This window comes from Thiocystis violacea, assembly GCF_016583575.1.
Classification (GTDB): domain Bacteria; phylum Pseudomonadota; class Gammaproteobacteria; order Chromatiales; family Chromatiaceae; genus Thiocystis; species Thiocystis violacea.
In genome coordinates this window covers 20,392-32,071 of the sequence record NZ_NRRG01000052.1, presented here as the reverse complement: position 1 = coordinate 32,071, position 11,680 = coordinate 20,392, and the positions used below count along the sequence as shown (strand labels likewise).

The 11,680-nt window shown below is 63.1% G+C and carries 12 protein-coding genes; 7 read left to right on the top strand and 5 right to left on the bottom strand.

Translation table 11 applies throughout. From position 1 onward, the window contains the following. Nucleotides 1–269: fluoride efflux transporter CrcB (gene crcB / locus CKO27_RS19405; RefSeq protein WP_200376570.1), on the bottom strand; the 269-nt coding region annotated here is incomplete at its 3' end. Between the two features lie 284 nt (nucleotides 270–553). On the opposite strand from crcB, the gene CKO27_RS19400 reads away from it, so the two are divergent. The 6 genes from CKO27_RS19400 (at nucleotide 554) to CKO27_RS19375 (ending at nucleotide 4,569) form a co-directional block, all read left to right on the top strand. Further along, nucleotides 554–904, top strand: coding sequence for a hypothetical protein (locus tag CKO27_RS19400; RefSeq protein WP_200376569.1), 351 nt, complete (start codon nucleotides 554–556; stop codon nucleotides 902–904). A gap of 4 nt (nucleotides 905–908) precedes the next feature. Beyond that, nucleotides 909–1,763, top strand: coding sequence for a DUF4743 domain-containing protein (locus CKO27_RS19395; protein WP_200376568.1), 855 nt, complete (start codon nucleotides 909–911; stop codon nucleotides 1,761–1,763). An 82-nt stretch (nucleotides 1,764–1,845) separates the two neighbouring features. Next, nucleotides 1,846–3,093 (top strand): flavodoxin-dependent (E)-4-hydroxy-3-methylbut-2-enyl-diphosphate synthase, encoded by a 1,248-nt coding sequence (gene ispG / locus CKO27_RS19390; RefSeq protein ID WP_200376567.1) that lies wholly within the window; start codon nucleotides 1,846–1,848, stop codon nucleotides 3,091–3,093. Between the two features lie 74 nt (nucleotides 3,094–3,167). After that, nucleotides 3,168–3,671: a GlcG/HbpS family heme-binding protein gene (locus CKO27_RS19385; protein ID WP_420825848.1), complete on the top strand. Its 504-nt coding sequence runs from the start codon at nucleotides 3,168–3,170 to the stop codon at nucleotides 3,669–3,671. A gap of 59 nt (nucleotides 3,672–3,730) precedes the next feature. Next, on the top strand, nucleotides 3,731–3,910 hold the full coding sequence (locus CKO27_RS19380; protein WP_200376566.1) for a hypothetical protein: 180 nt from the start codon (nucleotides 3,731–3,733) through the stop codon (nucleotides 3,908–3,910). A 185-nt stretch (nucleotides 3,911–4,095) separates the two neighbouring features. Continuing rightward, nucleotides 4,096–4,569, top strand: coding sequence for a universal stress protein (locus CKO27_RS19375; protein ID WP_200376565.1), 474 nt, complete (start codon nucleotides 4,096–4,098; stop codon nucleotides 4,567–4,569). 110 nt (nucleotides 4,570–4,679) lie between these two features. Here the strand turns inward: CKO27_RS19375 and mobB are convergent, their stop codons facing one another. Both mobB and CKO27_RS19365 read right to left on the bottom strand, forming a co-directional pair. Further along, entirely contained in the window at nucleotides 4,680–5,207 is a 528-nt protein-coding gene (mobB, locus tag CKO27_RS19370; protein ID WP_200376564.1) for a molybdopterin-guanine dinucleotide biosynthesis protein B, read from the bottom strand. A 40-nt stretch (nucleotides 5,208–5,247) separates the two neighbouring features. Beyond that, nucleotides 5,248–6,483 (bottom strand): HDOD domain-containing protein, encoded by a 1,236-nt coding sequence (locus CKO27_RS19365; RefSeq protein ID WP_242471009.1) that lies wholly within the window; start codon nucleotides 6,481–6,483, stop codon nucleotides 5,248–5,250. Nucleotides 6,484–6,726: 243 nt separating this feature from the next. Between CKO27_RS19365 and ettA the strand changes: the two genes are divergently transcribed. Then, nucleotides 6,727–8,394, top strand: coding sequence for an energy-dependent translational throttle protein EttA (ettA, locus tag CKO27_RS19360; RefSeq protein WP_200376562.1), 1,668 nt, complete (start codon nucleotides 6,727–6,729; stop codon nucleotides 8,392–8,394). Between the two features lie 135 nt (nucleotides 8,395–8,529). On the opposite strand, the gene CKO27_RS19355 is transcribed toward ettA, so the two are convergent. Beyond that, nucleotides 8,530–11,004, bottom strand: a complete 2,475-nt coding sequence (locus CKO27_RS19355; protein WP_200376561.1) for an arsenate reductase (azurin) large subunit — start codon at nucleotides 11,002–11,004, stop codon at nucleotides 8,530–8,532. A gap of 13 nt (nucleotides 11,005–11,017) precedes the next feature. Next, complete coding sequence (locus CKO27_RS19350; protein WP_200376560.1) at nucleotides 11,018–11,533, bottom strand: arsenate reductase (azurin) small subunit; 516 nt, start codon at nucleotides 11,531–11,533, stop codon at nucleotides 11,018–11,020. Between the last annotated feature and the right edge of the window lie 147 nt (nucleotides 11,534–11,680).

The window sequence follows — 11,680 nt, the reverse complement described above, 5'->3', positions numbered from 1 at the left end:
TTCACGACCTCCGCCGAGAAGGTCGAGAAGGTGGTCAGGCCACCGAGAAAACCGGTGATGATGAACAGACGAACCTCCGGCGGCACCCCCGGATGACGCGCGAGCCAGCCGATCGCCAGTCCAATCAGCAGACCGCCCAAGAGATTGGCCGTCAATGTACCCAAGGGCAGCGTCGGAACAATGGAATTGAGCCGACTGCCCAGAACCCAGCGCAAGAGCGCACCCAAGCCGGCGCCCGTGAAAACCGCGACCGCGGACAGAAAACTCATGTCATCCTCCGGTCAACCAAGAGGTCGGCGATCGTGATCCAGCGCGGATCCTCCAGTGTTGAAAAATGCGTCATCATAAGGCGATTTCCGGGAAAGTCCGTACCGACCGAAAGCTCCGGAGCTGGACGGGATCAACAGGATTATTCAAGATTTACAGGATTAAAAACAGAGCCTTGCAAAGGCTGCCGGTAGTTTCTCAATAAGTCATGGCAGCCTTGGCGGCAGATATCCGTTAGAGTATCCCATCGCTTCCCCAATCGTTTCCCGTGAATCGTTCTGCCGTCATGCCCAGCCCGATCGCACTCCCTGACATCCCCGACGCGGAACGCACCCCGAGGATCGAGCCGTTGGTGGCGCTGATCGAAACGCTGGCCGAGAAGACCCAAAGGCAAGCGGAAACTATCCAACCGTTGCGCGATGAGGTCGCGGTGCTCAAGGGCGAGAAGGGCAAACGCGAGTCGATGGGCAAGCGGTCCAAGACGCCGGACTTGCCGATTCATGAGAATTGCCTGAAGGCCCCCTCCCAGGCGCCGCCGCCTGGCCCGTGTTTCAAGGGCTATCGCCACTTCGTTGTCCAGGATCTGCGGCACAGGCTGTGCCGTGAGTTATTGAGAACTTACGACATCCCGATCTAGACCCATGAGCTTTCTCGATAAGATCCGCGCCTGCAATGCCTGGGATCCGCGTGATTTCACGCCCTTCCTGCTCGACGGGGAACGTCTCGGCCTGCCGCGCCTGTCCTCCCTGGATCATTTCAGGCGCTGGCCGGAGCATTTCGAGATCACGGCCGAGGGCGTCATCTGGATCAACGCGCCCGATGATTTCGCCGGTCGCACCGCCGTTCTGGCGGGGGTGGTCCGGCATCTGGAGGCGGAGGGTGTCGTCAGCCATCTCCATGGCGAGCTCTATCCCGTAACCGCCGGCAACCGTGAGCAGGCCCGTTGTCTGATCGATCGGGCCTGCGCCCCCTTTTTCGGGATGCGGGCCTTCGGTCAGCACCTCAACGGTTTCGTGCGTACCGCGCGCGGGATCGAGATGTGGATCGGCCGACGCTCGGCGGACCGGCGGCTCTACCCTGGGTATCTGGACAATCTCGTCGCTGGCGGATTGCCGCACGGCCTGAGCCTGGAGGAAAATCTGCGCAAGGAGTGCGCGGAGGAGGCGGGTATGCCGGGCGCGCTGGCCGACCGGGCGGTCGCGGTCGGGGCCATCACCTATTGCCGTGATTCCGAGCGTGGACTCAAGCCCGATGTCATGTATTGCTACGACCTGGAGCTGCCGGAGGATTTCCAGCCGCGCGGCACCGATGGCGAGGTCGAGTCCTTCCATCGGCTGCCGGTGGAAGAGGTCCGCGAGATCGTGCGCGATACGGACGAGTTCAAGCTCAACTGCAATCTGGTGATCATCGATTTTCTCGTCAGGCATGGCCTGATCCCCCAGACGGATCCCGATTACCTGGAGATTCTTAGGGGCTTACGCTCCCCGCCATCCTGAAAACCGACTAAAACACTATTAAAATGCCGTACTGGACTGTCAGAATACGGCTTCGGCATATCGCACCCGCGGAAAAGGCATCATGAGTCCATCTCGAACCCCCATCCAAAGACGCCAGACCTCGCCCGTGACCGTTGGATCGGTCACCATCGGCGCTCTCTCACCGATCGTCGTCCAATCCATGACCAACACGGATACCGCCGATGTCGAGGCGACCGTGCGCCAGGTGGCCGAGCTGGCGCTCGCCGGCTCCGAGCTGGTGCGGATCACCGTGAACCATGAGTCGGCCGCCAAGGCGGTACCGGCGATCCGCGAGGCGCTCGATGCCCAGGGCTGCGATGTGCCTCTGGTGGGCGATTTCCATTTCAACGGTCATCGGCTGCTGACGGACTATCCGGAGTGCGCGGTGGCCCTGGCCAAGTACCGCATCAATCCGGGCAACGTCGGAGCGGGCGAAAAGCGCGACAGCCAGTTCGCGACCATGATCGAGCTGGCCTGCCGTTACGACCGGCCGGTGCGCATCGGGGTCAACTGGGGCAGCCTGGATCAGGAGGTCGTGGCCCGGATGATGGACGAGAACGCCCGCTCGGCCCGCCCCAAGGATGGCGACCAGATCATGCGCGAGGCGATGGTCGAATCGGCCATCTCCAGCGCCGAGCGCGCCATGGAACTGGGCCTGCCGAAGAGCCGGATCATCCTCTCCTGCAAGATGAGCGGGGTTCAGGATCTGATCTCGGTGTACCGTCTGCTGGCGGCTCGTGGCGACTATGCGCTGCATCTTGGGCTGACCGAGGCCGGCATGGGCTCCAAGGGCATCGTGGCCTCCACGGCGGCGCTGGCGGTGCTGCTTCAGGAAGGCATCGGAGACACCATCCGCGTCTCCCTGACCCCGGCGCCGGGCGAGTCCCGGACCCGCGAGGTGGTGGTCGCGCAGGAAATTCTCCAATCGATGGGGTTGCGTTCCTTCGCGCCCATGGTCACGGCCTGCCCCGGCTGCGGCCGCACGACCAGCGATACTTTCCAGCACCTGGCCCAGAACATCCAGACCTATCTGCGCGATCAGATGCCCGTGTGGCGCACCCAGTATCCGGGTGTGGAGACCATGCAGGTGGCCGTGATGGGCTGCGTGGTCAATGGCCCCGGCGAGAGCAAGCACGCCAATATCGGCATCAGCCTGCCGGGCAGTGGCGAGCGCCCGTCCGCGCCCGTCTACGTGGATGGCGAGAAGGTCGCCACGCTCAAGGGCGACGGCATCGCCGATCAGTTCAAGCGCATGGTGGATGAGTACATCGAGTCGCGTTACGGCGACCGGCCCGGCGTGGGGCCCTGAGGCGCTGGATGCGCCGGCGCCTGCCTGATACCTTTCCGATGTGGGATAACGATAACCAGCCCGATGAGGAGACGATGATGGCAATGGTAAAGCGCTTGACGACGGCCTTGGCCCTGCTCTGTCTGGCGGCTCCGGCGATGGCGGAGGAGTCGCCGATGGTGGTCCAATTGCAGCGGTTGTCGCTTGAGGCGGCGGTCAAGATCGCCGAAGGGGCGGTCGCGGCCTGTCGCGAGAAAGGTATCCAGATCGCGGTGACCGTGGTCGATCGCGAAGGCCAGGTTCAGGTCACCCTGCGCGACACCATCGCCGCGCCCATCACCGCCCGGATCAGCGAGATGAAGGCCTATACGGCGGTCAACTTCAACGCGGCGACCTCGGCCATGAGCGCGCGCGCCGATACCCCGGTGGGGCGCGTGCCGGGGCTAGTGATGTCGCCCGGCGGCCTTCCCGTGTTGGTCGGCGGCTCGTCCCTGGTGGCCGGCGTGGGCGTCAGCGGTGCCCCGGACGGCGAGACCGACGAAGCCTGCGCCCAGGCCGGGGTGTCCAGGATCCAGGATGAGCTGGACATGGGAACCTGATCGGAGCGCCCTCCCCTGTCGATGAATCCCAGCATCCAAGCCCAGCGTCGGAGGACTCCATGCGATTGATCGAAGCCGAGCCGTCCCTGATTCAAGACCTGAAGGATGAGAGCGAACCGATTGGCGAGAAGAGCCAGTCGGGCGTCACCGTCTTCACGGCGCGTCACCCGACGCTTGGCAAGCTGGTGCTCGTCAAGGCCCCGGATGGTCGAGGGATCGTGGTCGAGGTCGACGAATAGCTCGCCAATCCGGTCGGCGTCGGTGGCCCGGTTTCCTAGCGGCCCGCGTCGAGATCGGGCGATGACGCAACGCGCCGGCGATGTCCTTCCACATAAGCCGTCACCCCGGCCAGCCCTGGGGGCCGGTATCTAGTGGCATTCGCGCCTATACTTTGGCTGTTGTCGAACAACCCCAGAGGTGTGCGATGGAGACCGAATACTACCGGCGCCTGTTGCTCGCGGTCGATTTCGAGCCGGAAAGCGACCCCGTCGTGGCGCGTGCCATCCAGTTGCGCCGTCTTCTCGATGCGCGACTGACGCTCCTCCATGTCATCGAGTATGTCCCGCCGGTCATGGAATCCGCGTATCTGGGCTATGCGGGCGAGATGGCCTTGCCGGACTCGACCGAACTCGAAGTGGAGTTGATCGCGGTAGCCAGACGGCAGATGGAGACCCTGGGCGAACAACTCGGGGTCGATTCAGCCGACCAATTGGTCCGGATCGGCAGCGTGGGACATGTCATCGACGAAACCGCAGCGGAGTTGGACGTGGATCTGGTCGTCATCGGCAGCCGGGGGCGCCATGGTCTGCTTGGTTTGTTTGGATCGACGGCGCGTAAGGTCTTGCGCGACTCCACCTGTGACGTACTCTGCGTGAAGATCGCCGAGGCGCGGGCCTGAGAGGTTGTGAAACGATTCGACCCGGCTCGCGATCTTTTGGTGAGTGGCGGACACGGATGGGATTGTCCCGGTTGAATGACTCCTCGGCTGGTCGAGTGGGCTGGGCTTTCTCAGTTGGGGAGTCCGCTTCGCCTGAGGATGAAGTCGATCAGGGGCTCGATGTCGGACAAGGGCAGGATGGGCGGATGCGGGGTGCCGGGGGGCGGGTCGTCCGTCACCAAGGCGATGATGTCTCCATCCGATGGATAGAGCGGCGCCTGTCCCAGGGCGGTGCGGTAGACCTCGATCTTGTCGTAGCGGGCGTGCTTGAAACCTTCCACCAGCACTAGGTCGAGTCCGGCTGGCTCGAAGTGGGACAGCATTTCCGATAGGTCCGGATCGGCGCCCTTGAGCCCGTTCTCGACCTGCAAGGCCCAGCGCTCGCGCGAGGCCAATAGGGTCTGAGCCGCGCCGGCCGCGCGGATTTCGAAGCTGTCCTTGCCGGGACGGTCCAGGTCGAAGGTATGGTGGGCATGCTTGAGATAACCGACACGAACGCCCCTAACACGGAGCGCCGCGACGACCTGACGCAATAGCGTCGTCTTGCCGCTCCCGCTGGGGGCGACGAAGCCGAGAACCGGCAAGGATTCGGATGGCATGGATGGATTCCGTCCCGCGTCGGGCCTGGATTGGATGTGGTTAGTCCTTGTTGCCCTTGAGCATCGCGGTCACGGCCGAAAGTTCCTCGCTGGCCTCGCCGATCACGTCGATCGGCTCCTGGGCGCCGGGGAACCCCAGTCCCAGCTTGTAATAAGCCGGCACCTCGTCGTAGCGCGGCAAGGGCCCCCTGGATTCGGATCGGTTCAGGCGATACAGCCTGGCCACCAATACGATGTCGCAATAGTCGGGCTCGTCCTTTTCGTCACGGTACCAGTTGCCGGAGTCGCGCACGATGCCGGCGATTTCCGGACCCAGTCCCCAGTAACCGACCACCAGTTCGCCCACCATGACGTGGAGCTTGATGATGGCCGCGTCCAGTTCATCCTCGTCGACCTGGATCTCGTTGCGGCTCACGTAGTCCAGGATCGGTATCACACCGACATCGTGGACCAGACCCGCCAGCATCGCCTGCTCGGGGCTGAATTTGGGACAGTGCCGGGCGATGACGTAACTCAGGGCCGAGATATGGACGCTGCGGTTCCAGGCCGTCTTCATATGATGCTTCATCAAGGGCGACTTGGTCTTGAACAACTGCTGCATCGACATACTGACGACGGCCGAGCGGGTGACCTCCATGCCCAGGCGGATGATGGCGTTGCGCACATCCGGGATGGGCTTGGCGCTACGGTACATGACGCTGTTGGACAAACGGATCAGACCACCGGTCACGGCCAGATCCATCTGGATGATCCGCGCCAGCTTGGCGGAGGTGATCTCAGGATCCTTCATGGCCTCCTGAATCGCCTTGGCGACCTTGGGCAGCGTGGGTAGGGCCAGATTGTCCTTCTTGCAAGCCTGGTAAAGCTTCCCGAGCAAGGCGCCCTCCACGTCGCTCAGTTCCAGCTCGCCGAGCGAACTCAGCGAGGGCGGGTGGATACCGCACATGTGCTCGTAGAGCTGGCGATCCAGGCGCAACACCTCGGCATCGACCGTGAACACCGCCTGCTCGCGCAGCCGGCTCTCGGAGAAGATCGGTTGACAGGCCCGCATGGTGCCAGCATCGACGATCTCCCTGGCGCCATTACGGATCAGACAGAGCTGGCCCGAAAGGAGATAGTCGATCCAGGGATATTCCTGGATGGCGGTGATTTTCCGGCCCGACGCGAAGGGCGTGATCTGGCCGCTCCGAGCGAGACGCACGCGCTGGTCCTTGTCCAATTCGTGGATCGGGGTCAGGTCGTCCAATGTGGTTGGGTTCAGTGCCTGCTGAGTCATACCGTGCGTCATCCTGGCCGGGTTGGTTTCCGGATTTATAGACCGAACCATGGTCTCTTGACCATATCCAGCGCATCGCCGTCGCATGGGTCGAGAGGTTACCGAGCGCCCGCCCGAGCTTGGACTTTTTCTTGACGGCAGCGCAGAATGCGCCCACGACCCTGGGGCGCAAGGCCCCCGACCCGGCGAACGCCGCGGCTTTGCCCTTTTCCCATCTCCCGTTCAATACAGTCACGGAACCCCATGGCTCAATACATTTTCACCATGAACCGGGTCGGCAAGATCGTGCCGCCCAAGCGCGTCATCCTGCGCGATATCTCGCTGTCCTTCTTCCCCGGCGCCAAGATCGGCGTGCTGGGTCTCAACGGCTCCGGCAAGTCCTCGCTGCTGCGCATCATGGCCGGCATCGACACCGAGATCGAGGGCGAGGCACGGCCCCAGCCGGGCATCAAGGTCGGCTTTCTCTCGCAGGAACCGCAACTGGACCCGACCAAGGACGTGCGCGGCAATGTCGAGGGGGCGCTCGGCCACATCACCGCCGCCCTCGCCCGCCTGGATGAAGTCTATGCCGCCTACGCCGACGCGGACGCCGACTTCGACGCCCTGGCCAAGGAGCAGGCGGACCTGGAGAACCTGATCGAGACGACCGACGGCCACAACCTGGACCGCACCCTGGAGGTCGCCGCCGACGCCCTGCGTCTGCCGCCCTGGGACGCCGATGTCACCAAGCTCTCAGGCGGTGAGCGCCGTCGCGTCGCGCTCTGCCGGCTGCTGCTCTCCAAGCCCGACATGCTGCTACTCGACGAACCGACCAACCACCTGGACGCCGAATCGGTCGCTTGGCTCGAACGCTTCCTACTCGAATATCCCGGCACCGTGGTCGCGGTCACCCACGACCGCTACTTCCTCGACAACGTCGCCGGCTGGATCCTGGAGCTGGATCGCGGCCATGGCATCCCCTGGGAGGGCAATTATTCCTCCTGGCTGGATCAGAAAGAGCAGCGTCTGGAGCTGGAACAGAAGCAGGAACAGGGCCGCATCAAGGCCATGAAGCAGGAGCTGGAGTGGGTGCGCTCCAACCCCAAGGGTCGGCACGCCAAGAGCAAGGCGCGCATGGCCCGCTTCGACGAGTTGCAATCGCAGGAATTCCAGTCCCGCAACGAGACCAACGAGATCTACATCCCACCGGGTCCGCGTCTGGGCGAACTGGTGATCGAAGCGACCGGACTCAAGAAGGCGTATGGCGACAACCTGCTCTACGAGGATCTCTCCTTCAATCTGCCGCAGGGCGGCATCGTCGGCATCATCGGCCCCAACGGCGCGGGCAAGACCACGCTGTTCCGACTCCTCACCGGACAGGAACAACCGGACGCCGGAACCCTGCGCATCGGCGAGACGGTCCAGATCGCCTATGTCGATCAGAGTCGCGACGCGCTCGACGATGACAAAACCATCTGGCAGGAGATCTCCGACGGCGCCGACAACATCGTGGTCGGGCGCTACGAGATGTCCTCGCGCGCCTATTGCGGACGGTTCAACTTCAAGGGCGGGGATCAGCAGAAACGCATCGGCGACCTCTCGGGCGGCGAGCGCAACCGGGTGCATCTGGCCAAGCTGCTCAAGAGCGGCGGCAACCTGCTGCTGCTCGACGAGCCCACCAACGACCTGGACGTGGAGACCCTGCGCGCGCTCGAAGAGGCACTGCTCGCCTTCCCCGGCTGCGCGGTGGTCATCAGCCATGATCGCTGGTTCCTCGATCGCATCGCCACCCACATCCTGGCGTTCGAGGGTGACTCGCAAGTCACCTGGTTCGAGGGCAATTACGCTGACTACGAGGCCGACCGTCATCGTCGTCTCGGCACCGAGGCGGATCAGCCGCATCGGCTCAAGTATCGGCGGTTGTCGGCTTGACCCTGAAGACCAACCGCCAGTCGCATTCCGTCAACGGTTGGATCATACAAGGACGGCCGGACAACACAGTTGGAGCCGACTCCCTCGCGGCCATGGGCGCATCGACCCGAAGGCCGCTCGGGAGTCGGCTCTCACTCAGGCGCTTAGGAAACGTCGCCGCTTGAACGACACGGTGCGCTTGTAGTCCTTCATGGTCCCGACCTTGCGAATGTCCGCCCAGGTTCCCTTGTAATAAGGGATCAGATTGCGGTCGGTCCAATCGGTGACCACGTCACCCACGACGCCGTTGTCGTAGCCGAACATCATGAAGGTCTGACCTTTGGCGATGTCCGGCTCCAGGTAGGCCATGGCGAACGCGGAGCCGAAGTCGTTGTGCAGCTCCACGATGTCGCCGGATTGAATCCCCAGACTCTTGGCGTCCTCCGGATTCATCTCGATGGGCGACATGGGGAAACGGTCGCGCCGGAATGGCAGATAGCGGTCGTGGTAGGCGGTCTGCCAGATGTGATTGGTGCGGCCGTTGTTGATCCAGAAACGGTGCTTTTTCTTCTGGGCCTCCACCGTACCAGGCAGGCCGTTCCAGGGGGAAGGCAGGAAGTGGGCCTTGCCATCCTTGGTGTCGAACTTGTAGTCCGTATAGATCATCTCGGTACCGATCAGCTTGCCGTCCTTGTACTCCTTGATCGGTAACTGCACCCCATTGGTCCCCATGGCGCGCAGTCGATCGTAGGTCGCCAGTCCTCCAGTGGAACCGCCTTGGCTGTCGATCCCCTCGGGCTTGCGGAAGCCATCGTTAAAGGCATCTTCCTCGGTCTTCCAGTCAAAGCCCGCGAAGCGCTTGGCCATCTTGGTGTTGCCTTCCTTCTCGTACATGGCCTTGAGGGTGTTGGCGATGTCGGCGGCGATCAGGCAATCCGGCTTGGCATCTCCCGGTGGATCCATGAAACGCTCGGAGAGCCGCATCCGCCGCTCGCCGTTCATGGCCGTGAGGTTCATCTCGCCCGGATGGGCGGCCGGCAGGAGCAGGTGGGCGGCATCGGAGAGTTTGGTGCGGTAGAGATCGATGTTGACGACGAAAAGCCCGCCACGGTTCTCCACGGCATCGACGATCAGATCCGTAAGCTCGACGGCACTGGCCCCGCGCGCCTTGCTGATGACGTCACGCACGATGCCCGCGCGGCGATAGACCGCCTCGCGGTATTCCTCGGCGTTGAGGGTGGACTGGAAGGAATTGGTCGCCCACACCGTGAGCATCTTGCCGTTGCCCTTGATGATCTCCTCGTCGACGTACTTGGACGGCCGCCCGCCCGGATAGGGCGGCCGGGCGTAACCCTCCTGATGACCGCCCATGCGCACCACGCCGGTGCCGCGTCGGCCGACGTTGTGGGTCGCCAGCACCAGATCCACCAGGGCGGACTGAATGCGGTAATTGTCGTTACCCCAGATGATGCCCTTCTCGTAGCCGTGCATGGTGCGCTTGCGCTGCCCCGATGCCTTGGGGGCATAGGCCCATTCGGCGGCCTTCTGGATGTCGGCGACGGGCACCCCGGTGACCTTACTGCACGCCTTGAGGTCCATGCGGTTGGCCGCCAACGCCTCCTCGAACCCGCTGGTATGGGCATCGATGAAGTCTTTGTCATGCCAGCCCTTCTCCACCACGTAAGTGAGCAGGCCGTTGAAGAGGGCGGTGTCGGTACCGGGGGCGATGGCCAGATGCAGGACGTTGTCCTTGCCGGCGATGTGCTCCGTCACCGAAAGGGTGAGGCTGCGGCGCGGGTCGACATAGATGACCTTGGCCGGCTCGGCGGTCTCATCGGGGAACCACTGCTTCTTCTTCTCCACGCTCTTGCCCGTCATATTGGGCATGGCGTGGGCCAGGAAATAATTGGTCTGGGTCTCGTAGCCGTTGGCGCCGATGAAGAGCAGGGTGTCGGCGACCTCCGAGTCCTCGTAGCTGTTATTCAGCTCGCCGATGCCCATGTCGCGGGTGGCGTGGCACTCCGAGTTGTAGGCCGGGCGATTATGGATGCGGACCAGTTGGGTACCGATGGCGCTGAACATCAGCTTGCCGCTGCCCCAGGTATTTTCGAATCCACCCCCGGCGCCACCATGATCGAAGGCGTTGAAGGCGATTTGGTCCGGTCCGCTGGTGTCGAGAAGGCGCTTGGTGACACCCGCGTAGACCAGGAGCGCATGGTCCCAGTTGGTCTCCACCCAGTCGTCGCCGGTGAAGACCATTGGATAATGCAGCCGCTGGCGCGAAGCGCCCTCGCCGCTGAACATCACGCTCGCCATCTGGCCGCCACGGGTGGAGGACAGGCCCTGGTTCACCACGCACTGCTTGTCGGGCAGGATCATGATGTGGTGACGGCTGCCGTCGCGGTCGGTGACGACATTGTGCATCGGAGGGGTCATGATGATGCCGAGCGCCGGGATCTGCTTGCGGAAATCGAGCCCGAGGGCGTTCTCATCCGGGGCGCGTCCGCCCTCGCGGTTCTCCGGCCATTTGTAGACGTGATAGCCGCAGCCGACGATGCAGAAGTGGCAGGTCATGTTGGTGCGCCGCGCATCCGGCGGCGGCAGCGGGATACGATCTCGGTACTGGGTCATGCGTGTCTCCCGATCACAGCAGGTTGCATTGGCGACCGTAGATGAGCCCCTCGACCGCTACGGCATAGAGGGTGTCATCTTTAGTATCGTGTTCCAGCAGGATGCGCGGCAGGTTCTCGGTGGCCTGTCCGTCCACCATCTGGCCGCGCATCTCCGGATCGAAGATGCTGAAGTGACAGCCACACTTGAAGGTGCGCGCGACCTTGTCATAGCTCAGGGGACAGCCGTTGTGGGTGCATTGCGTACTGAAAGCGACGATGTCGCCGTCCGGACCCACGCCCCCCGGTACCGGGCGACCGGTCTTGATGATCTGGCAGAAAGATTCCGGATCCGGGTAATTGAAAGGCATCGGGACATCCACCTTGAGTCCGCCGGCCTTCGCGATCCCCTCGCGCGGATAAGGCAGGGTGGTCGCGCCGGGTGGAGAAGGCTCCTGAGCGTTGGCGAATCCGGTGCCCATCAACGCGGCTCCGGCGGTGGCCGCCACCCCACTCGCTTTCAGGAAGCGTCGTCTGCTGAGATCGGTCATGGTGTCGTGTCTCCTCCTTATTTTTCTGGTGCCAGCCTATCAGCAAAGACCATGCCTCCCATGGGGGTCTATTAAATCAATGGCCTATACAAGCGACGTGTATTCCTGGTAACGTCTGGCGATGCCGCGTTACAGAAAGGTAACATC